This is a genomic window from Geomonas propionica (assembly GCF_016458235.1).
GTDB lineage: Bacteria > Desulfobacterota > Desulfuromonadia > Geobacterales > Geobacteraceae > Geomonas > Geomonas propionica.
Genome location: NZ_JAEMHK010000017.1, coordinates 104,693 through 126,315 on the forward strand (window position 1 = coordinate 104,693; position 21,623 = coordinate 126,315).

Consider the following 21,623-nt stretch of genomic DNA (forward strand, 5'->3'; position numbering starts at 1 on the left):
CAGCCACCACTATTGAACTGTGGTGGCAAACATAGCACCGGCCGCGACCGGAGTCAACAATAAAAATATAAAGCCTATAAGTTTTATAGTGTAATCTTCAGGCGGCGCTCAAAACGACAGGGCCGCCACGAAGACTTGGTCGAAGTCCTTGCAGTTAGCCAGCTCCACGACCTGGACCTGCTGCACAAGATCGCTCATCTCGCGGCGGGAGGCGCTGTTCAACAGGAACGCTTCCCCTCCGCTTTTGGCGGTGTTGCCGACGAAACTGATCCGTCCGGCGGTGCCGGCGGGGAGTAATCCGATGGTGGTGAGACTTTCGGCGGTGAGATGGTAGCCGAAGGAACCCGCGATCAAGACCTGCTGCAGTTCGTTCACCGGGACGGACGCCTCGCGCAACAGGAATTCCACGCCGGCGCGGATCGCCCCCTTGGCGAGTTGCACCTGGCGCACGTCCTTCTGCGTCAGCCAGACCTTCTCGGTAAGCAGGAACGCCGGTTTGCCATCCCGCTCCACCAGCCGCTCGGCCAGCTTGGCGGGGAGCCCCCCGCTGTCGGGTCGCACGAATTTGCCGTTCTTGCCGACCACGCCATGCGCGACCAGTTCCGCCACGATGTCCATCAGACCGGACCCGCAGATGCCGACGGCCTCTGTCCCGGCAATGGTCCGGAGCTCCAGCGAGCCGTCCGCCTGGAAGCTGCAGCGCTCTATGGCCCCCTCCCCCGCTCTCATGCCGAAGCGGATGTTCATCCCCTCGAACGCGGGTCCAGCTGCGGTCGAGGTTGCCCAGAGCTTGCCGTCGCGGGCAATCGCCATCTCGCCATTGGTGCCGATATCCACGAAGAGCACGGTCTCCTCGCTTTCGTGCAACCGGACCGCCTGCAGCCCTGCCGTGATGTCGGCGCCGATGTACCCGGAGATGACCGGGGGGAGGTAGACGAGCCCGCCGTGGGCGATCTCGATACCGGTGGCCTGCGCTGGGAGCCAGGCGACGCAGGTCAGGGTCGAGGTGTAGGGATATTTACCGAGAGGCGCGGGGTCTGCCCCGGCGGCCAAGTGCAGCATGCAGGTGTTGCCGCTGAAGATCACTTCGTAGATCCGGTCCCTGTCGACTCCGGCCTCGGCAACAGTCTGGCCGATGAGGGCGTTGATCTCGCCGATGACTCCGCTGCGCAACTCCTCGAGTCCGCGCTGCTCCGATCCGATCTTGATGCGGGACAGGACGTCCTGGGCGTGGCGGCTCTGCGGGTTGAGAGCCGAGGCCGCTGCCAATTGGCTTCCCGATGTCAGGCTCACCAGTGCGACGACCAGGGTGGTAGTACCTATGTCCACGACCACGCCATAGCTCTCGTCGACAGTATCCCCCTCCTCTTCGATCAACAGCGCTCCACCCGCGTACACCCGCGTCGCGTTCAGTTCCGGCAGGTATGCCTTGGTAATGTGCGGCGCCAGTTCGACGGCGGCAGCCTCGCCGTGACTGCGGATTTTTAGATCACGCAGCGACGCCCCCTCGGGAACCACGACGGTGATATCGCCATGCACCTCGGCCGCGCAGGCGAGCACCTGCCCGCGCGATCGTTCTTCGGCGGAAAGCTGATGCGCCCCCTTCTCGACCACCCGCGCCAGATCATCAGGGGAGAGCTGCACCACGCACTTGCCGCAAACCACCGCGCCATTACAGGGGGAATCGATGGTGACGCCTGCGGCGCGAGCGGCTTCAAGGATGGTGGAACCCGCCGGCACGCTGATCCGTTTATCATCCGGTAGAAACTGGACCGTTACCATCCGCGGCCTCCATCCTTCACCGTTTGAGTCATCGCCTGGATATTGCCGACCGCGGATGCGGTACTCAGGCCGCAAGCGGGCGAGATGATGTCGATGCCGTCCCGCACGAGCCCGGCGGTGTGCCGCGAAACCTTGTCGGGATCGCCCAGTTCCAGCAGGAAGGTGCTCAGGTTGCCCATGGTGGTGAGCTGCGGGTATTCCTCTTTCAGTAGTTTCAGGTTCACGAAGGCGTCGGTGCTGATGGCGTCGCTGTGCAGCTTCGGGATGGAAGGCGTCACGGCTTTCATCTCGCCGCAGATGTGCACCAGGACGGGCACGCCGGTGGCGTGGATGCCGTCGATAACCTTGTTCAGGTAGGTGACGGCATACTCCTGGAACAGGCGCGGCCCGAGGATCTCGCCGGTAGCGGTGGGGTCGCCGATGCAGATGGCGCTGGCGCCACCCTCGACCAGTAGCCGTGCAAAGGAGATCAGGAACTCGCTCACGTAGTCGAGGACGCGGTGGGAATCTTCCCGCTTTTTATGCAACTCCTTCAGAAAGGTCATGGGATCGACGATGGAGGCGGCGGTGCTGACCGGTCCGGTAATGCTGCCGATGACGGGGACATCCGGGTTGGAACGGCTCAAAAGGAGCGCCGCCTCGGCCACCTGCCGGATGCGCCCGGAGTCGAGCATCGTGTCGATATCGCGAAACTGCACCAGGGCATTCGAGGCGAAAGATTCGTGCGTGATCTTCGGCTCGCAGGCAAGGGTGCCGAAGTCGATCTCGCTGCCGAGCACCTCCGCCTCGACCGTCATGCAAAACGGGATGCCGAAGTTCTCGAAGCCGGTGTCGTGGTTGACGTCAGTGGCGAGTTCCGCCATCAGGTCGGAGCGGAAGTGTCCTTCCGGGAGGGTGTGGCCGGTGCGGGTCATGACATCCACCACGGCGGCGTTCATCATGCCGCCGGTGCAGATCACCGGCGGTCGGTCTACCTTCTTCTTGGCGAGGGTGTCGAGCAGCCGCTCTTTTGGGCTTAGGCTCATATCGGGAACTCCTGTGTCATTCTGGCAATCATGTTCACCCCAGCGTCCCCGCCCCCGGAGGGGGAGGGCCAGGGAGGGGGCGCGCAGCGGCTCAGACGGGCAAAGCTGCCTTTGGTCCCCCCTCCCCTTTCGGGAGGGGGTGAGGGGGTGGGGGAAGGTGCCACCTTCATTGGTCATGGCAGCGTCACCCACCCCCCGGCCCCCTCCCGTCAAGGGAGGGGGAGAGTCCGTGCCGGCCAACCGGCGGCGCGAACGGTGTCGAGCATGGCGTGGATGTTGGCGAAGGGGGTCTCTGTGGGGAGGCTGCAGCCGGAGGCGACGATGAATCCCTTGGGACTGTCCTTCGCCTGGGCGAGACAGGAGAGCGTCGCCCGGCCCACCGCGTCGGGGATCCCTTGCAGCATCACCTCGGAAGGGTGCACGTTGCCCATGAGGCGCACCCGGTCGCCGACGGCGAGACGCGCCTCGCCCAGGTCGGCATCGTTGTCGATGCTGAGGCAATCGGCACCCGCCTCCACCATCGCTTCCCAGATGCCGGCGGTCTTGCCGCAGATGTGCAGCGTGACGCTCGTGCCGCGGCCATGAATGTAGTCGATGAGCCGTTCCAGGTAGGGAAAGGAGAATTCCCTAAACTGGCGCGGGCTGATCACGGACATGGAAGACATGGCATCGGTCAGGCTCGGCGTGCAGCCGGCGTCTATGATGGCGCCGGCGTAAGCGATGTTGGTCTGCAGCGACAGCTCGCACAGGTGGTGCACCTTTTCCGGCGCGCGCATCATGAGGCGGACCAGCTTGTCGGCTCCGACCAGGAAGGAGGCGTTGGTGAAGGGGCAGGTCACCGCTCCCGTCACCGCCACCTCGTTCCCCACCTGATCCACCGCGCGGCGCATCGCCTCCAGGTGCTGAGGCAAATAGCCGTCCCGATAGGGATCTGCCGGGCGCAGGCGGTCGATGTCCCCAAGGTCGTCGATGGCTGGGGCCGCGAGGAAGGCGGTCTCGTCCTCCGGATAGGTCACCTTGGCACCCATCGCTTCAGCCTGGGTGTAGAGGTCGGTGAAGATCCTGATGATGTCGTAGCCGAAGAGTCGGTACGCCGCCACCTGCGCCTCGGCGATCAATGCGCCGTTGCCCCTGAAATCGCCGACCTTCACCCCGATCACCCGCGCCGCCGTGTTCCCCACGATCGGAACGCAGGGGAGCCGGTCGACAGGCGCGCCCGCACCGTAGGCCGCCAGGCGTTCAAGCGGTGTCATCTGGTCGCGACGCATCAGGCGGCGGCCTCAGCGGGTGCTACCAGCGACCTGGCCAGGCGAATGGCGTCCGCGGCGTTGACCGCGTAGCCGTCGGCGCCGATGCGGTCGGCGAATCCCTGCGAGATGGGGCCGCCGCCGACGATGACCTTGAAGCGATCCCGGATTCCCTCCTCGCTCAACTGGCGCACCACCGCCCCCATCCCCTCCATGGTGGTGGTCATCAGGGTGGAGAGGGCGATGATGTCGGCACCGATCTCCTTGGCGGTCTCCACGAAGCGGCCTGGCGGGATGTCGCGTCCGAGGTCGGTCACGGCGAAACCGGAGGTCTCCAGCATGATCTTCACCAGGTTCTTGCCGATGTCATGGGTGTCCCCCTCGACCACGCCGATCACCACCTTGCGCTTCTCGGCCACTTCGTCGCTGCGCAGATGCGGCTTCAGGACGTCCATGCCGGCGTACATGGCATCGGAACACATGAGGAGTTCGGGGATGAAATATTCCTCCTCGTCGAAGAGCTGCCCGGCCCGCTCCATCCCGGCTGACAGCCCCTGCTCGATGGCCCGGTAGGCGTCGATGCCGCGCTCTACCACCTCGTTGGCAACGGCTACCGCCTCATCCTCGTCCATTTCCACTACGGCATCGGAAAGCCGCTGGAAAAGTTCCCGCTCGCTAGCACTCATTATCTTTCCTCCTTTAGTTGTTGCGTCTGGCCGATCTGCTATCCCTCTCCCGGGGGGAGAGGGGGTGCAGGCCTCTGTGGAAGGTGGCAAAGAGATTACCTGTTCGCCACTATCTGCCCGAAGACGTCCTCGGCGAGCCTCAAGCCGCCACGAAAGCCGGTGTAGCCACGGTCGAGCACGGCACGGTTGGCAACCGGGAAGGAGACCGAGAGATGCGGCGCCCCGAGCTGCAGCGCGAGTTCTCGATCCAGAGAACTGCCAACGACGAAGGCCGGGCTGAAGGAGTTGTAATACTTCTGCCCCGCCGCGCGCGGCCAGACACGGTTCAGGTGCCCGAGTACCTGCGAGGCGTCGGACTCGAAGACGACGTTGGTGCTGAAGCCGGAGGCAAGCCGCTCCACGCGGGTAGCGATGGCCGGCTGGCCGCTCTCGTGCACCCTGTCGGTGACCACGGTCAGCACCGGTAACCACCCCAGGTCGTCGGCGAGAAAGCGGGTCAGCGCCACGGCGTAGTTCGCATCGCCGACCACCACGGCGTAACGCTGCAGGTCAAGGTCGTTATAGCAATCCGTGAGCGGCTCCAGGATCTGGTAGTAGTGCCGCTTTTCCCGGTCGATCACCCGCTGCACCAGTTCAGGGTCGAGCGACAGCGCCGCTCCGACCTGGCGCAGGAAAGCCTCCGAAGCGGAAACGCCGATGGGAAGCGACGTGGTGACAAAGGGGGTGCCGTGCTTTTCCTGGAACACCTGGGCCGCCCCCTGGCCGTAGAGGTCGGAGAGGACGATATTGAGTTCCGCCGAGCCGGCCTCCCTTATTCCTCCCAGCGTGTCCGCGGATGTAAAGAAGGAATTGACCTCAAGGCCCAGCAGTTCCAAGAGATGCCGCGCGCCTTCGAGGTTGCCGCGCCAGAACGGGTCCATGTACGGCACCACGCCCCAAAGGTTCACCCGCCCCTTTACCTTGGCGGCCCCCTTGGCCACGTAATCCTTGACCAACGCCTGGAGCACCAGGTCGTAGCCCCAGTAGGAATCGCCGCGGAAGCCGCCGGTGACGGCGCCGATGATCGGCACCCCCTCCCCGCGGAAATCGTTAACCACCGCGAAGGTGTCGTCGCCGATCACCTCGGGGACGCAGCCGGTAAGCACCACGTAGAGGCCGCCCTTCATCACCTTGAGGGTCGACGTGATCTCCTCGCGCAGCCGGTCCTCGCCGCCAAAGACCACCTCCGTTTCCTGGACGTTGGAGCTGGGGACGGTGAGTCCCCCGCAGTACCCGCCCACCTGCAGGCCGCTGCCGCCGTTCTGGGTCCAGGCGAAGTTGCCGGCGCACCCCGATGCGGAATGGAGGATCGGAATCCCCCCGGGCAGGGCGGTCACGGTGGCGGCGGCCCCGCCCAGGGAGCAGAGATAGCGTGCCCTTTCTACAAAATTCTCACTCATTGACGCTCCTCCCGCGGGTGTTGAGATAGGAAAACGGCTCGGCCTCGTACCAGGCGTCGCTGTAGGGGAGCCGCAGGTTCTCGGCCAGGTTCCTGTTGTAGGCCGGGTTCGAGAGTTGGCGGTGCAGGCGGCGCGCGAGCTCGTAGACGCCGCGGTAGCCGATGTAGGCAAGCCCCGTGTTGTAGATGACGTGGGTGGGGATGCCGAGCTTCGCCGCGGTCATGTTGCCGTTGGCATGCCCGAGGAAGAGATCAGGCTTGAGCCGGTTCAGAAGGTTCGCCTCCTCGAAGGGCTGCACGTTGGCGATGTCGACCACGTAATCCGTCTTCGCCTCGCGGGCGAGCTTCTCGTACTCCACCTCTGCGAAATGGTCGTGGTGGAAGGAGCGTATCCCGACCACCTCGAGGCCGATCTCCTGGAGCAGGCGCGCGGTCGCCAGGGCGCGGAACTCGCCGGCGCTGACGAAGACCTTTTTCCCCTGGAAGAGCGGACGGAACTCAGCAAGCGCCTCTCTCAGTTCCGCCTCCTCGGCTGCGATCAGCCGCTCTGCCTGCTCCTCGAAGCCGAACACCTTGGCGACATCCCTGATCCAGAGGCTCGTGTTCTCGATGCCGATCGGCATGTGCTTGATGATGGAGGGGACGTTGAAGCGCTCCTGCAGGTAGCCCAGGAAGTAGTCGTCATGGGTCGGGCAGGTGCTGATGGAAAGCGCCGCGCGGGTCGCCTTGACGAAGGAATCCGGGTGGGCGAACACGGGAAAGACGTTCACCTCCAGGCCAAGGCTCGCCAGCAAGCGCTCCAGTTCCTGCTCGTCCACCCGCCCCATGGACGAGACGTTCATGAGGTTGACGGTACGCGCCAGCCGCTCCTGCTCGCGGAGCACTTCCAGCTCGTCCTGCGGCGTGTACTCCGCCACCCCCTTCTCTACCAGCAGGTTGCGGCCGATGGTGTGATAGACCGCATCGTAGGCGGTGGCCCAGATCTTGGTCTTGAAACCTTGGCAGTGCACGGGAAGGAGCTTCGCGCTCACCTGGGGTTGCAGCCTCTGCGCCACCCCGTCGATGTCGTCGCCAATGATCCCGGGGACGCATCCCGCCACGATGGTGATGCTCGCCGGGCGGTAACGCCGGTCCGCCTCGATGATGGCCCGCTCCAGCTTGTCCTCGCCGCCGCTGATGACGTCCGTTTCGTCGAGGGCGGTGGAGAGCCAGATGCCGTCCTGCGCCTTGCCCCTGCGGGCGTTACTCCCCATGCGAACGTTGGCGTTTTGGGAATGGGTGCAGGAGCCGCAACCAAGCGCGCTGTGCAGGAGCACGACGTTGTCCGGCAGGGAGTTCAGCATGGCGAGGGCCGGCAGCAACAGGCAGATGGTCCCCTGGGTGAAGCCGCGTTCGCCGTCGTCGATGAGGCAGCTTTTGCCCCCCTTCCCTTTCCGGGCCAGGCCGCAGATGCTGTCCTGGTGGGCGATCACGGCGTTGAGACGGTCCTCGCGCTTGGGCGGGACCTTGTTGTCGAAATAACTCATGATGTCTTAGCTCCTTGTAGCGTGTTCAGTTGCGCCAGCGCAGCAGGCGGCGCTCCAGGCGCTCGGTGCCCCAGGTGATGACGGTAACGACGATGCTGATGAAGATGATGCCGACCACCACGCGCTGGTAATCAGCGAAGTCGGCGAAGTTCTTCACGTACCAGCCGATGCCCGAGTTGGCGCCGATCAGTTCCGCGGCAGTCAGAAGCACCAGGGCGAAGACAAGGCCCAAGGTGGCGCCGGTGCAGATGGACGGCATGGCCCCGGGGAGGATCACCCTGAAGAGCAGGGTCCGCTCGGAAAGGCTCAGCACCCGCGCCGAATCGAGGAGCCCCTTGTGGATGTTGAAGACCCCGTTCACGGTGTTGATGAAGACCGGCCAGAAGGCGCCGATGAAGATGACGAAAATCGAGGCGGCCCTGAAGCTCGGCAGGAGCGCTATCGCGTAGGGGATGTACACGATGGGCGGGATCGGCCCGAGCACCTTGGTGAAGGGGTGCACCGCCTTGAAGACCCGCACGCGCCAGCCGACCAGGAGTCCTAAAGGGATGGCGGTGCCAAGCGCGATCAGGTAACCGCTCACCAGCAGGATCAGGGAGTTGACGAGCCCCTTCAGCATGTCCGGGAGTTCGCTCACGAACAGACGCAGCACCGGTTCCGGCTTCGGGAAGAGCATCTTGTCAACGAGCACGAAGCGGGTGGTGCAGAGGTGCCAGGCCAACAGGATCCCGAAGATGATGGCGGCGACGTCACCGGCGGCCGCCACGCCCTTGTCGCGCCGCACCAGGCTCAGGCGCACCAGGTAAACCAGCTCCACCGCGGCGGTCAGGGCCAGCAGGTAAGCGGGATATGCCTCGCCCGGTACCGGCCAGAACAGTTCCGCAAGGAGCAGGACGAAAACGACGCTCGCCGGGGAGAGGATCAGGCGTCTGGCGATGCTGGCCCGCTCGACGCGGGCTCCCGCTGATAGGACGGCTTCCATGGCAACCTCAGTGTTTTTTGATGTGCAGGGTCGGGTCCCCGTCACGGAAATCCCGGTCCAGGCTGGCCCAGAGTTTCTCCTTGGGCTCGCGCCTGGAGAGGTTCGTCAGGGCCTGTGCGTAAAGGGCCGTGTTGATGTGCGGTTCTATGGCGTCCCTGGACTTGATGTAATCGGCCTTCTTCATGAAGTCCCAGAACTGCACCACGCTCTCCTTGTGCGGGTCCGGGCTCACCAGCAGGTGTCCGCCGTAGATGTCCTTGTTCAGGTCCGCCTTGTCGATCTGGACGTACTTGGCCACGATGTCCACGGTTTCCTTGTGGTTCCCCTGGTAGAAGCGGTACGCCTTCAACAGCGCCACCATGAACTTCTCGAAATCGGCCTGGCGCGCCTTCACGGTGGAGGTCAGGGCCACCTGGCGGCAGCAGGTGTGCGACTTGATGACGTCGCCGGAGTATTTCACCACCGCAAGCCCCTGCTTCTCGGCCATCGTGTAGTAAGGGATCCAGGTGAGGCCCGCGTCGACCGCGCCCTTTTTCACCGCCTCCTGCACCGCCGCGGGCGAGTCGAACTCCTTGATGGTCAGGTCCTTGCGCCAGTCGAGCCCGGCCTGGTGCAGCGCGGCGCGAAAGACGACGTCGCCGGTGGCGAGACGGATGGCGCCGATGGTGGCGCCGCGGTAATTCTTGAGATCCTTGAAGCGGGCCGCGTTCTCGGGCTTCGCGATCAGGGCGTGCCCCTCTCCCATCTGGCCGCCGAAGATGGTGAAGTCGGCGCCGTTGGCGATGAAGGCTAAGGGAGCCGAGGTACCGAAGGAGCCGATGTCGAGCTTGCCGCTCTTGATGGCGGTCAGCCCCTCGCCGGAGTTGGTGAAGCGGAACAGTTCCACGTCGAGCCCTTCCTGCTGAAAGAACCCTTTTTCCTTGGCGACGAAGTAGAGCAGGTGTCCGGAGGTGGGGAGATGTCCCACCTTGAACTTGTGCAGTTCCGCGGCCCCCGCGGTCACTCCGCCCAGCGCGAGCAGCGCCAGGGAGAGGATGATGGTAACGATGCGTTTCATGGTATGGCTCCTTGTGCGCCGGCTGGCGCGTATCAGTTGTTCTTTTTGTAGAAGACCAGCATCTGCTGGTACACCTTGTCCTTGGGCTTGCGTGGCAGAAGAATCGACGAAGAGGCGCCGCATGCTTAGATCGCCTCGCCGGCGCTTTGCACCGTGCGGCCGCCGTCCAGTTCCTGGAGCACGTCCGCGTTGAGTTCGCGGATCAGCTGATCCCGCAGCCTGGTAAAGGCGGGGTCGCTGTACAGGTCCTGGCGCTGGCGGGGGCGCGGGATGTCCACTTCGAAGACGCCACGTACCGACCCGGGGTTGAGCCCCATCACGACCACGCGGTTGGCGAGCAGGATCGCCTCCTCCACGTCGTGGGTCACGAAGAAGACGGTCTTGCGCTCCCGAGAGTTGTGCTGCCACAGCTGTAAAAGCAGATCCTGCAGGCGCGCACGGGTGATGGCGTCGAGCGCCCCGAAGGGCTCGTCCATCAAAAGGACCGGCGAGTTGATGGCGAAGGCCCGGGCAATGGCGGCCCTCTGGCGCATGCCGCCGGAAAGAGCACCGGGGAGCTTGTCGAACACGTCGCTCAGCCCCACCATCTCCAGGTAGGCCTGGGCGGTCTCGGCCTGCTCCGCCTTTGACTTGCCCGGGAAGGCCTGGTTCAGTGCCAGGATCACGTTCTGCCCCGTGGTCATCCAGGGGAACAGGCTGTAGTCCTGGAACACGACGCCACGGTCGAGGCCGGGGCCGGTGATGGGGCTGCCGTCAAGGGTCAAGCGGCCGGAGGTCGGTTGACCCAAACCTGCCAGCAGCCGCAACAGCGTGCTCTTGCCACAACCGGAGGGGCCCAGGAGGCAGACGAACTCACCGGCGTAGGCGGTGAAGTTGATCTCCTCCAGAACGATCTGGCTTCCGTAGGAAAAGGTGACGTTGTGTAGAGCTATCTCGTGCATGTCGGTATCTCCGGCTCGGTTTTTTGGTGACGTGATCAGGCATCCTGGAACAGGGCGGTGGAGAGGTAGCGCTCACCGGTGTCGGGGAGGATGACCACGATCAGTTTCCCCTGGTTCTCCGGACGCCGGGCGACCTGGCGTGCGGCGAAGGCCGCGGCTCCCGCGGAGATGCCGACCAGTAGCCCCTCTTCGCGTGCCAGGGCGCGCGCCGTCTCGAACGCCTCCTCGTTCTTCACCTTGTAGATCTCGTCGTAGATCTCGGTGTTGAGGACGGCCGGCACGAAGCCGGCGCCGATCCCCTGGAGCTTGTGGGGCGCCGGCGTGCCACCGGAGAGTACCGGCGAGTCCAGCGGCTCGACGGCGATCACCTTTATGGCCGGGTTTCTTTCCTTGAGCACCTCGCCCACCCCGGTGATGGTGCCGCCGGTACCGATACCTGCGACGATGATGTCCACCCTGCCGGCGGTATCCTCCCAGATCTCCTCGGCGGTGGTGGCGCGGTGGATGGCGGGGTTGGCGCCGTTGTTGAACTGCTGCGGCACGAAGGAGTTGGGGGTCGCCGCGGCGAGTTCGGTCGCCTTCTCGATGGCCCCCTTCATCCCTTTGGCACCGGGGGTGAGCACCAGCTCGGCGCCGTAGGCCTTCAACAGGTTGCGGCGCTCGATGCTCATGGTGTCGGGCATGGTGAGGATGAGCCGGTATCCTTTGGCAGCCGCGACATAGGCGAGGGCGATGCCGGTGTTACCGCTGGTCGGTTCGATGATCACCGTGTCCTTGTTGATCTGCCCCTGCTCCTCGGCGGCCTTGATCATCGCGAAGCCGATGCGGTCCTTGACCGATCCCCCGGGATTGAAGGATTCGAGCTTGGCGACCAGTTCCGCGTTGCCGCCGGACTGGCGGGCGGAGAGGCGCAGCAGGGGCGTTCTCCCGATGAGGTCGGTGATGCTGTTGGCGATTCTGGACATAGAGCCTCCTTTAGTGGTTGATGTATCTGGTTAGCAGCTTCGATTTGCACAGGGTGGCCAGGGCTTCGGTCACCGGAAGTTCCAGGACGAACGGGATGATGCGCCGCGCAAGGAGGACGTCCATGGCGGTGACGCCGATCCGTGCCACGGCGACGCCCCTGCAATCGGCAATGAGCCCCGCGGCCTGTTCGAGCAGACCATCGGCGTGTTCGCCTCCCGCGCAGGCAGGTTGATTGAGCCTGTCCTCCAGGTGCTCCCACCCGCCGTCGGCCAGCCGGTAGATGGCGAAGCGGTCGGCGCGCCCGAAGTGCAGGTCCACCGACGTTCCATCACTGGTTGCCAAGGCCACTCTCAGTTCCACGCCGCACCTCCGTTTCCGATCCGGAAAATAAAAAAGGCCAAGGTGGCAACTCCGTACGGAATCGCGAACCTTGGCCTCCAGTTTGTCTGGTCAACCAGTTGTATGTGGGGTGGAAGAGCACCTATGGGAGCTATTCCAAAATGTTGGGGCCGATCATAGCGCCTGTGAAGGCACAAGTCAAGTATGTTTCTAGTTAGCCCATAACTTTTATAGACTAATACTATTCCGCAAGAGAACAGGCGTCAGATCTGGTAGTCATCCACGAACACCCGCATCTTGCGCGGCCGCGCGAAGACCTGCTCGCCGATGGTGAGCTGCAGCCGTTCAGCCTCTTCCCGGGTCAGATCGACCTCGATGGTGCGGTTGCCGTCGGGGAGTAACAGGTCCACCCGGACCAGGGGACCGACGGAGAGGAGGTAGCGCACCTCGGCCTTGATGGCGCCCGGGTCGCCCGCCTGTCGCTCGATGGCGATGTCGTGCGAGCGGACGTAGCCGACCGCGGGTGCGTCGTGGGCCGAAGCGTTTTCCGGCGACGACAGGTTGAGCCCCCCCATCTGCGCCGTCCCCTCGTGCACCCGCCCCTGGAACAGGTTGACGTTGCCCAGGAAGTCGTAGACAAACGGCGTGGCCGGGTGGTCGTAGACCTCGGACGGCGTCCCCTGCTGCTCGATGCGCCCGTTGTTCATGACCACGATGCGGTCGGCGACTTCGAGCGCCTCCTCCTGGTCGTGGGTCACGAAGACGCTGGTGACGTGGATCTCGTCGTGCAGGCGCCTGAGCCAGCGGCGCAGCTCGAGCCTCACCTTGGCATCCAGGGCCCCGAACGGCTCGTCCAGGAGGAGCACCTGAGGCTCCACGGCGAGGGCCCGGGCCAGCGCCACGCGCTGCCGCTGTCCGCCGGAGAGCTGAGCGGGATAGCGGTCGGCAAGGTTTTCCAACTGGATCAGATGGAGCAGTTTGTTGACCTTGTCACGGATTTCCTGCTTGCCGGGGCGAATCTTCTTGGGCTTCACCGTGAGGCCGAAGGCGATGTTGTCGAACACGGTCATGTGCCGGAACAGGGCGTAGTGCTGGAACACGAAACCGACCTGGCGCTCCTGCACCTGGCGCTTGGTGGCCTCTTCGCCGTCGAAGAGGATCCTGCCGCTGTCGGGCGCCTCCAGTCCGGCGATGATGCGCAAAAGAGACGTTTTCCCGGAGCCGGACGGCCCGAGCAGCGCCACCAGTTCCCCGGAAGGAACCTTCAGGCTCACGTTGTCCAGGGCGGTGAACCCGCCAAATGTCTTGCTGATCCCTTCGATATCGATGCTCATGGCTCTACCTTTCTTTTCCCGCGACTGAAATCGACTGCTGCAGCTTCCACTCGGACACTGTCTTGATGGCGAGGGTCACCAGGGCAAGCAGGGCCAGCAGGGAGGCGACAGCGAAGGCCGCCGCGTAGTTGTACTCGTTGTAAAGGATCTCCACCTGGAGCGGGATGGTGTTGGTCGAGCCGCGCACGTGACCGGATACGACCGAGACCGCGCCGAACTCCCCCATCGCCCTCGCGTTGCACAGGATCACGCCGTAGAGGATGCCCCACTTGATGTTGGGGAAGGTGACCCGGAAGAAGGTCTGCAGGCCGCTTGCCCCCAAGGTCAAGGCCGCTTCCTCCTCCTCGCGCCCCTGCGACTCCATGAGCGGGATCAACTCCCGGGCTATGAAGGGGAAGGTGACGAACACCGTGGCGAGAACTATGCCCGGAACCGCGAAAATGATCTTGATGTCGTGCGCCTGCAGCCAGGGGCCGAGCCATCCCTGCAGGCCGAAGATCAGCACGTAAATGAGACCCGACACCACGGGAGAGACCGAAAAAGGGAGGTCGATCAGCGTGATCAGGAAACTCTTGCCGCGAAAGCTGAACTTGGCGATGGCCCACGAGGCGACGATACCGAAGAAGAGGTTCAGCGGGACGCAGACCGCCGCCGTGATCAGGGTGAGGCGGATCGCCGAGATGGTGTCCGGTTCCTTGAGCGCTTCGAGGTAGGCCTCCCACCCCTTGTCGAGGGCCTGCACGAAGACCGCGGCCAGCGGCATCAGGAGAAAGAGCGCCAGGAACGCGAGCGCCGCGGTAATCAGCAGGTAACGCACCCACGCCGGTTCCGTGATCGCGCCCTTCCCTTCCGATCTCTGGGTCAACTTACCTGCCTGCATCGTCGCTTCCTCCCGGGTTATGGTCCCTATTCAGCAAAACGCCTGCTCCACTTCTGCAAGAGGTTGATGCACAAGAGCATGAGAAAGGAGACCACCAGCATGACCGTGGCGATGGCGGTGGCCCCTGCGTAGTCGTACTGCTCCAGCTTGGTGATGATGAGCAGCGGCGTGATTTCGGAAACCATCGGCATGTTGCCGGCGATGAAGATGATGGAGCCGTACTCGCCGACGGCGCGGGCGAAAGCCAGGGCGAAGCCGGTCAGGATCGCGGGGAGCATGGTGGGCAAAAGCACCCGGCGAAAGGTCTGCCACCGGTTGGCCCCGAGGCAGGAAGCGGCCTCCTCGATCTCCTGGTCCAGCTCCTCCAGGACCGGCTGAACCGTCCGCACCACAAAGGGGAGGCCGATGAAGACCATGGCGACGGCGATGCCAAGCGGCGTAAAGGCGACCTTGATGCCGTGCGGCTCCAGGTAACGCCCGAGCCAGCCGTTCTGGGAGTAGATGCTGGCCAAGGTAATGCCGGCGACTGCGGTCGGCAGCGCGAACGGGAGGTCCACCAGGGCGTCGATCAGCTTTTTGCCCGTGAAACGGTAGCGCACCAGCACCCACGCCACCAGGACGCCGAAGAAGGCGTTGATGACCGCCGCCGCGAGCGACGCGCCGAAGGTGACGCGGTAGGAGGCGAGCACGCGCGGAGCGGTGACCGCCGCGACGAATCCGTCCCAGCTGAGGGTGGCGGTCTTGAAGAAGAGCGCGGAAAGGGGGATGAGCACGATAAGGCTCAGGTAAAAGATGGTGTAACCAAGCGCCGGAGTGAATCCGGGTAAGACATTATTTTTGCCGCCGGACCGAGCCATGGGTCCCCCCTGTAGTACAACCGCCAATACCTACCCGCTTCCCAAAGGGACAGTCACGCTGCGCCCTCGGATAGCACTATAAGTCCATCGAATTGGTGGGTTGATTTTTACCACTCAGGGTTTTCGTTGTCAATAGAAAAATCTACCTAATCGGTATGGTAATAGGACGAGTATTCATCGGCAGCCAGGTAAACAAACCAGACACCCAGTTACGCAAAGCCGGACTGTCCCCCCTCCTATGCCGCGCTCCCCTCCGCCCAGAGCGACTGATCCAGGGGCCAGCGTCCATAGGTTCTGGCCGCGGCGACCAGGGCGTCGATGTTGGCGGGCGGGGTGTCGATGGGAAGGCCGCACCCCAAGCCGAGAATGTACCCCTTCGGGTTGTCCCACCCTTTGGCGAGACATTCCCTGGCGTTACGGGTGACGTCATCCGGAGTGCCGAGGTACATGGCGGCGGTGGGCCGGATGTTGCCCAGAAGCGCCACCCGCTCCCCGACCTGGTGCTTGGCCTCGGCGAGATCGACCGCGTCGTCGAGACTCAAGACCGAGGCGCCGGTGTCGGTCATCTCCTGCCAGATCTTCGTGGTGTTGCCGCAGATGTGGAGGGACGGGGCGGCACCGCATTCCTGCTTTATGGCGGTGCACACCTCCTTCAAGTAGGGGAGCGCGAACTCCTTGAAAAGCGCCGACGATATCATGGTCCCGGAGGCGGTCGGATCGGCGAGACCGATCCGCGCCCCCCGCTCCAGCGCCGCCTTGGCGAAGCGGATGATGCTCGCGGTGGAGTGTTGCAGCAGGCGGTGGGCGAAGGCCGGGTTCTTGCGCAGGTCCCGCAGGAAAGGCTCCGTGCCGCGGATGCCGGCGGCGGTGGTGAAGGGACCGGCGCAGGTCATGCCCAGCGGCACCCGGTCGCCGATCTCCTTGAGCACCAACGTCGCCGCCTCGAGAAAGAGCGGCAGCCGCCCGTCACGCTCCGGGTCGGGGATACGCAGCGTGTCGAGCACCGACTCGTGAACCACGACGTTCTCCGCGATATAGGGCGTGCTGTCCGGAAAGGCGACCTTGCTTCCTATCGCCTCGGCCACGCCGGTAAGCCCTGGGCCGGTGTTGACGTTGTCCGCGCCGTAACGGCGCCAGGCGGCGATCTGCCCCTTGGCGAGCAACCGGGCGGAATTGTTGTACTCCCCAACGGTCACGCCGATGACGCGCGCGGCATGATCGCTGATCAGGAGGTTGACCGGTATCCGGTCGAAAGGCTTGCCGGTCAGCGCCGCGACGGTGCGCTCTTTCGACGACATGGTTTCCGCGAAGGTGTCACTCATTTGCCCCACCTCTGCACGCAGCCGCAGGAACCGCTCCGGGGCCGACATCCTGTCACAGCTGCGATCTCCTGGTCGAGCAACTTGTGCCGCTTCCCGTACGCCCTTAAGGCGCTGTCGATGGACCCCTTTACGGTGAACGACTTGATGCCGCGCCCGGCCAGGCTCCCAGCGGCATGTGGTCCGATTTGGCTCACGAGGACCACGTTTACGTCCGCCAGCTGTTCCACGGTCGTCTCGGCCGTGTGGACGCGAGCGTTGTCACGAGGGGCATTTGCGATCGGCCGAACTTCGAGCAGCTCATAGCAGCCGTCCTCCTCAACCCGGTACAGGCGGAACTCGCGTGCCTGCCCGAAATGTTCGTTGATGGTAAGACCATCTGTCGTAGCAACCGCCACCTTCACCATTGTCCGCTCCTTCTGACGTCATCCTTCACTGCCGCTTTACTATCCGCGCAGCCGCCGATGAGTCCGATGGCGTCGGCGCGGCACTGCTGGCAGCCGCGAAACTGCGCGATGGTGCCTTCGTTGGCGCGGCGGACCTGCTCCAGTTGTTCCCCTGTCGGGCGAGGCACGTGGGCGAACGCCGCCTGCGGGATGATGGGCATCACGTTCATCAAAAAGGCTCCCGCCTCGCTCACCTTCTCGGCGATGAGCGGGATCTGCCCTTCGTTCACCCCCGGGATGAGCACCGTGTTCACCTTGACGACCATGCCCCGCTCCGCCGCGAGCCGCATCCCCTCGAATTGGTTGCGGATAAGGATCCCGGCCCCTTCCCTGCCCGTCGTGACGCGGCCACGGTAGCAGACCTGGCGGTAAATGCGCGCCCCCACCTCGGGGTCCACGGCATTGATGGTGACGGTAAGGCTGTGCAGGTTGATGTCTGCGAGCTCCCCGATCCGGTCAGGGAGCACCAGCCCATTGCTGCTCAGACAGAAGAGCAACTCCGGAAACTCCCGCTGGACCAGCCTGAAGGTCTCAAAGGTCTCCTCGTTGGCCAAGGGGTCACCGGGCCCGGCGATGCCGATCACCTTGATGATGGGGCCGTAGTCGCTGCGGGCCATAACGTCCCGCACCTGTGCCAGCGCCTCCGTCGGGGTGAGCAGCCTGCTGGTCACACCGGGGCGCGTCTCGTGGGCACAGTCATGCCTGCGGTCGCAGTAGCCGCAGGTGATATTGCACCGCGGCGCCACGGCGAGATGGATCCGTCCGTTCTTGTGCCGGTTTCCGCCAAAACAGGGATGCCCCTGGGCCACCCTTTCCCTGGTCCTTGAACTTGCCATGCCCCCTCCCTTCGCTGCCGTCGCCTGTGCCGTTCTATATGCTGGCACCGCTGCTTCTCACCTCGCCGGTCTCGATGGCCAGCAGGGTGTCGGCCCACTTGAGGGCCCACTCGTGCAGTTGCTTGTCGTTGAGCGGCGTGGGCACCTTGGAATCGTTATGGTTGTAGATCCGCTCGGCGAGAGCTCGGTACACCTTGGCCTGCTCCGAATCCGGAAAGGCCTCGATGGTCGTTTTGCCCTGCAGCTCGGATTGGGTCACCGTAACCGACCGGGGAACGTACTCGACCACCTGGGTCTGGGTGACCTCCACGAAGTCGTCGACGATCGCCTTGTGATAGTCCGAGTTCATGGAGTTGGCAATGACGCCGCCCAGGAGTGCGCCCCCGTTGTTGGAATACTTCTGGATCCCCTTGAACAGGTTATTGGCCGCGTAAATCGCCATGAAGTCCGAAGAAGAGACCGTGAAGACATGGTCGGCGATACCCTCGCGCACCGGCACCGCGAAGCCGCCGCAGACCACGTCGCCCAGAACGTCATAGACCACGATGTCGAGGTCGAGCTCCTCGAAGACGCGCAGCTGTTTCAACAGCTCAACCGAGGTGATGATGCCGCGCCCCGCGCACCCGACCCCCGGGGCGGGTCCGCCCGCCTCGACGCAGTAGATGCCGCCGAAGCCGCGAAAGATGACCTCGTCCACCTTCACGTTCTTTTTCTCGCGCAGGGTGTCGAGGATGGTCGGGATGTAGCCGCCGCCGCGCAGGGTGGTGGTGGAGTCGCTTTTGGGGTCGCAGCCGATCTGCATTACCTTAAGGCCGGAGGCGGCGAGGGCCGCGCTGATGTTGGAGGTGGTGGTGGATTTGCCGATGCCACCCTTGCCGTAGATGGCGATGGTTTTCACTTTCTTGCCGGACATGTCTTTAGCTCCTTTTTCAATATATGCTGAACCTGCCCCGCGGCCAGCGCCTGCGGGTTGTCGCTTTGTTGCCGGGTACTTCAGCTGCTCAGATCCCCAGACCGCCATGCACTACCCCGGTCTCGAGTTCGGCGATGATGTCCCCCCAGTTGGTCGCCCACCGTTTCAAGGCATCCTCCTCCAACGGCCTGGGACGGCGCTGCGCCCCACCCTCGGTCAACGTCCGCGCCAGCTTGCGATAGGCATAGCTGACGTGCGAGAAGGGTGCGGATTGCAGCAAGGTCTGACTGTAGAAGTCGCTCACCGACACCATGATCGAGTGCGGCAAGGCCGCCGTGACCGAAGCCCCGGTTTGCCCGGCGAAATCGGAGACGATCGCCTCGTGCAGGGGCCCCGAGAGGTTGTTCGCCACCACCCCGCCCAGCCGGGTGTCCGCGGCGGCGACCGTGTTGAGCCAGGCGAAAAGCCCGTTCAACACATGAAGTGAGCAGCGGTCGGCGGAGGTGACGGCCAGCACTACCCCGCCCCCGTCGACGCCGGCGGGAAGCCTGAACCCGGGGCCGGGCTCCCAAGGGAGGTCGTGCAGCACGTACTCAGGCTGGTAGGCCGCCACCAGGGGATGAGCTGCCAGAGCCACTTCCGCCGCTTCCTTGCCCGCGGTTACCGTGGTGCCCGCTTCGAGACAGAGGGCACCACGATAGCCGCGGGCGTAAAGCGGCGTGTCATCTCCCTGCGGCCAACCTGGGAGCCGCGCGAAGTTGTTTCCCCCGCTCAGGTTGCGCGCGGAACTTCTGTGGTTGTCGTAACCGATGAGCAGAACTCTGTGTCCCGCCTCGGCCAGCGCGGCGCCCAGGTTGGCGGCGACCATGGACTTGCCGACGCCGCTTTTCCCGGTGATGACGAAATGTTTTCCTGCCATACGGGCCTCCTTTCATGCCCCGGCGCCAACAAAAAAGGCCAGGGCATAACCGTGCATCCGGTTACGACCTGGCCTCCAGTTTGTCTGGTCAGCTGTAGGTGTATGTCGGTATTGAGGCGTGGCAGTCCCGTCTACGAACCGCCGCCTTCATGCTCTCTTTCTACTGGATCCTGATCTTCTCGCTCTTGTCGAGTTGAATCACCTTGCCGTCCTGAATCACCAAGGTCACGGTGCCGAAGCGGATCTCCTTGAGAGCCATGCGGAGCCTCTGTTCAAGCTCCTCGCTCAATTTGCCGGGCTGTTCGGTTGTCGCGGCCATGTTCCCTCCAGAACGTGATGGTATCTGCGCCAGGTTACTTGGCGGAGTAGATCTGATCAAAGACGCCGCCATCGGCGAAGTGGGTCTTCTGGGCCTTGCGCCAGCCGCCGAAGGTGTCGTCGATGGTGACCAGCTTCACTTTCGGGAACACCTTGGCGTACTTGGCCGCTACCTTCTTGTCGCGCGGGCGATAGTAGTGCTTGGCGGCGATCTCCTGTCCTTCCGACGAGTAGAGGTATTTCAGGTACTCCTCGGCCAGCTTGCGGGTTCCCTTCTTGTCGACCACCTTGTCCACCACGGTTACCGGCGGCTCTGCCAGGATGCTCACCGACGGCACCACGATCTCGAACTTGTCGCGGCCCAACTCGTTCACTGCCAGGAAGGCCTCATTCTCCCAGGCGAGGAGCACGTCCCCCTGCCCGCGCTGCACGAAGGTGGTGGTGGCGCCGCGGGCACCGGAGTCAAGGACCGGCACATGCTTGAACAGCTCGTTGACGAACTGTTTCGCCTTAGCCTCGTTACCCCCCTTCTGCTTCAGCGCGTAGGCCCAGGCCGCCAGGTAATTCCAGCGTGCGCCACCGGAGGTCTTGGGGTTCGGCGTGATCACGGCGACACCCGGCTTCACCAGGTCGTTCCAGTCTTTTATATGCTTGGGGTTCCCCTTGCGCACCAGGAACACGATGGTCGAAGTGTAGGGAGAGCTGTTGTTGGGGAGTCTCTTCTGCCAGTCGGCCGGGATGAGCTTCGCCTTGTCGCCGATCTCGTCGATGTCGTAGGCGAGAGCCAGGGTCACCACGTCGGCCTCGAGCCCGTCGATCACCGCCCTCGCCTGCTTACCCGAGCCACCGTGGGACTGTTTGAAGGTAACGTTCTGGTGCCCTTTTTTCGCAAAGGCCTTATTGAAGTCCTGGTACAGCTCGCGAGTCGGGTCGTACGAGACGTTGAGGAACTCCTGCGCTGCAAAAGCGCTGAGGGGAAGTGCCGCGGTGAGCAGCGTGACAAGAGCGATGCGGATGAATTTGTTCATGGTCGTTCTCCTTTTCCTGTTTAGTCTACAGATTTGGTAGATTTTTGAGATAAAAAAAAGCGCTGCTGGTTTAGATACAAAAATCGATGACGTTGTTTTCGGAGCGTTCGGCGTGGTCGATGCGGTCCAGCACGTCAGCCAGGGTCGTATTGTCCAGGATCTGGGCGATGGCGTCGCGCACATCCTTCATGACCAACCGAATGCCGCAGGTGTACTCGTTGCCGCACTCGGTGCACTCCGCGTAGGCGGTTTCGCTGACGCAGGGCACCGGCGCCAGAGGTCCTTCCATGACGCGGATCGCCTGTCCCATCGTAATAAGTTTGGGTGAACGGCCCAGGTAGTAGCCGCCCCCCTTCCCTTTCCGGCTCTGCAGGATACCGCTGTTTTTCAGAGCAAGCAGTATCGCTTCCAGGAACTTCTTGGGGATATTCTCGTCACGCGCCAGGTCCGCAATCAGGATCGGTCCCTGTTCGTTCTGACGTGCGAGGTAGATGAGAGCTTTGAGCCCGTATTTCGTTTTCTTCGATATCATAATTTACTCGATAGCTTTTGTAGACTTGTATATAACCCTACCGCTGCTGCCTGTCAACACATTTTCTCATCTCCATTAGCGTGGCCAGACAGGGATTGCACTTTTGCCAGCCTGACCCGAGACTCCCCCATCGGTATGCCCTGTAGGGGCGAATAATCATTCGCCCGTTTTCCGTGCACGTGACCTGTCTTCGCAATAGAGGACACGTTAAAAACCCTTATGCTGCCATCTTAAACTCCTGCTGTTCGAACT

Annotated in this window: 22 protein-coding genes; all 22 read right to left on the reverse strand. The window is 63.5% G+C overall.

All coding sequences use genetic code 11. The features are described from left to right. Positions 1-108: 108 nt before the first annotated feature. The 22 genes from JFN90_RS19260 to JFN90_RS19365 all read right to left on the reverse strand — a co-directional run bounded on the left by JFN90_RS19260 (position 109) and on the right by JFN90_RS19365 (position 21,371). Complete coding sequence (locus JFN90_RS19260) at positions 109-1,782, reverse strand: ASKHA domain-containing protein (RefSeq protein ID WP_199396743.1); 1,674 nt, start codon at positions 1,780-1,782, stop codon at positions 109-111. Further along, positions 1,776-2,807 carry a uroporphyrinogen decarboxylase family protein gene (locus tag JFN90_RS19265; protein ID WP_199396744.1) on the reverse strand — a complete coding sequence of 344 codons (1,032 nt, stop codon included), beginning with the start codon at positions 2,805-2,807 and terminating at the stop codon, positions 1,776-1,778. The genes JFN90_RS19260 and JFN90_RS19265 overlap by 7 nt, the downstream gene beginning before the upstream one ends. Before the next feature lie 209 nt (positions 2,808-3,016). Further along, on the reverse strand, positions 3,017-4,075 hold the full coding sequence (locus JFN90_RS19270) for a uroporphyrinogen decarboxylase family protein (RefSeq protein WP_236019076.1): 1,059 nt from the start codon (positions 4,073-4,075) through the stop codon (positions 3,017-3,019). Further along, positions 4,075-4,740, reverse strand: a complete 666-nt coding sequence (locus JFN90_RS19275) for a corrinoid protein (protein WP_199396745.1) — start codon at positions 4,738-4,740, stop codon at positions 4,075-4,077. The genes JFN90_RS19270 and JFN90_RS19275 overlap by 1 nt, the downstream gene beginning before the upstream one ends. 95 nt (positions 4,741-4,835) lie before the next feature. Further along, positions 4,836-6,179, reverse strand: coding sequence for a nitrogenase component 1 (locus JFN90_RS19280; protein WP_199396746.1), 1,344 nt, complete (start codon positions 6,177-6,179; stop codon positions 4,836-4,838). Beyond that, complete coding sequence (locus JFN90_RS19285; protein WP_199396747.1) at positions 6,172-7,704, reverse strand: nitrogenase component 1; 1,533 nt, start codon at positions 7,702-7,704, stop codon at positions 6,172-6,174. The genes JFN90_RS19280 and JFN90_RS19285 overlap by 8 nt, the downstream gene beginning before the upstream one ends. 25 nt (positions 7,705-7,729) lie before the next feature. Further along, on the reverse strand, positions 7,730-8,686 hold the full coding sequence (locus tag JFN90_RS19290) for an ABC transporter permease (RefSeq protein WP_199396748.1): 957 nt from the start codon (positions 8,684-8,686) through the stop codon (positions 7,730-7,732). A 7-nt stretch (positions 8,687-8,693) separates the two neighbouring features. Continuing rightward, complete coding sequence (locus JFN90_RS19295) at positions 8,694-9,743, reverse strand: ABC transporter substrate-binding protein (RefSeq protein WP_199396749.1); 1,050 nt, start codon at positions 9,741-9,743, stop codon at positions 8,694-8,696. 125 nt (positions 9,744-9,868) lie between these two features. After that, positions 9,869-10,684 carry an ABC transporter ATP-binding protein gene (locus JFN90_RS19300; RefSeq protein WP_199396750.1) on the reverse strand — a complete coding sequence of 272 codons (816 nt, stop codon included), beginning with the start codon at positions 10,682-10,684 and terminating at the stop codon, positions 9,869-9,871. A 35-nt stretch (positions 10,685-10,719) separates the two neighbouring features. Continuing rightward, the gene (gene cysK, locus JFN90_RS19305) at positions 10,720-11,649 is read right to left on the reverse strand and encodes a cysteine synthase A (protein WP_199396751.1); all 930 of its coding nucleotides are present in this window, start codon (positions 11,647-11,649) and stop codon (positions 10,720-10,722) included. A 10-nt stretch (positions 11,650-11,659) separates the two neighbouring features. Beyond that, positions 11,660-12,010 (reverse strand): NifB/NifX family molybdenum-iron cluster-binding protein, encoded by a 351-nt coding sequence (locus tag JFN90_RS19310; RefSeq protein WP_199396752.1) that lies wholly within the window; start codon positions 12,008-12,010, stop codon positions 11,660-11,662. 242 nt (positions 12,011-12,252) lie between these two features. Beyond that, positions 12,253-13,323 (reverse strand): sulfate/molybdate ABC transporter ATP-binding protein, encoded by a 1,071-nt coding sequence (locus JFN90_RS19315; protein ID WP_199396753.1) that lies wholly within the window; start codon positions 13,321-13,323, stop codon positions 12,253-12,255. A 4-nt stretch (positions 13,324-13,327) separates the two neighbouring features. Next, complete coding sequence (cysW, locus tag JFN90_RS19320) at positions 13,328-14,203, reverse strand: sulfate ABC transporter permease subunit CysW (protein WP_199396754.1); 876 nt, start codon at positions 14,201-14,203, stop codon at positions 13,328-13,330. Between the two features lie 26 nt (positions 14,204-14,229). After that, positions 14,230-15,060 (reverse strand): sulfate ABC transporter permease subunit CysT, encoded by an 831-nt coding sequence (cysT, locus tag JFN90_RS19325; RefSeq protein ID WP_199396755.1) that lies wholly within the window; start codon positions 15,058-15,060, stop codon positions 14,230-14,232. Between the two features lie 236 nt (positions 15,061-15,296). After that, entirely contained in the window at positions 15,297-16,382 is a 1,086-nt protein-coding gene (locus tag JFN90_RS19330) for a uroporphyrinogen decarboxylase family protein (RefSeq protein ID WP_199396756.1), read from the reverse strand. Then, complete coding sequence (locus tag JFN90_RS19335) at positions 16,379-16,786, reverse strand: NifB/NifX family molybdenum-iron cluster-binding protein (protein ID WP_199396757.1); 408 nt, start codon at positions 16,784-16,786, stop codon at positions 16,379-16,381. The genes JFN90_RS19330 and JFN90_RS19335 overlap by 4 nt, the downstream gene beginning before the upstream one ends. Beyond that, positions 16,780-17,661: a radical SAM protein gene (locus JFN90_RS19340; RefSeq protein ID WP_199396758.1), complete on the reverse strand. Its 882-nt coding sequence runs from the start codon at positions 17,659-17,661 to the stop codon at positions 16,780-16,782. The genes JFN90_RS19335 and JFN90_RS19340 overlap by 7 nt, the downstream gene beginning before the upstream one ends. Before the next feature lie 34 nt (positions 17,662-17,695). After that, positions 17,696-18,574, reverse strand: coding sequence for a nitrogenase iron protein (nifH, locus tag JFN90_RS19345; protein ID WP_199396759.1), 879 nt, complete (start codon positions 18,572-18,574; stop codon positions 17,696-17,698). An 88-nt stretch (positions 18,575-18,662) separates the two neighbouring features. After that, positions 18,663-19,493 carry a nucleotide-binding protein gene (locus JFN90_RS19350; RefSeq protein ID WP_199396760.1) on the reverse strand — a complete coding sequence of 277 codons (831 nt, stop codon included), beginning with the start codon at positions 19,491-19,493 and terminating at the stop codon, positions 18,663-18,665. Between the two features lie 160 nt (positions 19,494-19,653). Next, the gene (locus JFN90_RS19355) at positions 19,654-19,812 is read right to left on the reverse strand and encodes a YezD family protein (RefSeq protein WP_199396761.1); all 159 of its coding nucleotides are present in this window, start codon (positions 19,810-19,812) and stop codon (positions 19,654-19,656) included. 34 nt (positions 19,813-19,846) lie between these two features. Beyond that, positions 19,847-20,839 carry a sulfate ABC transporter substrate-binding protein gene (locus JFN90_RS19360; protein WP_199396762.1) on the reverse strand — a complete coding sequence of 331 codons (993 nt, stop codon included), beginning with the start codon at positions 20,837-20,839 and terminating at the stop codon, positions 19,847-19,849. Positions 20,840-20,909: 70 nt separating this feature from the next. After that, positions 20,910-21,371 (reverse strand): RrF2 family transcriptional regulator, encoded by a 462-nt coding sequence (locus tag JFN90_RS19365; RefSeq protein ID WP_199396763.1) that lies wholly within the window; start codon positions 21,369-21,371, stop codon positions 20,910-20,912. Positions 21,372-21,623 lie beyond the last annotated feature (252 nt).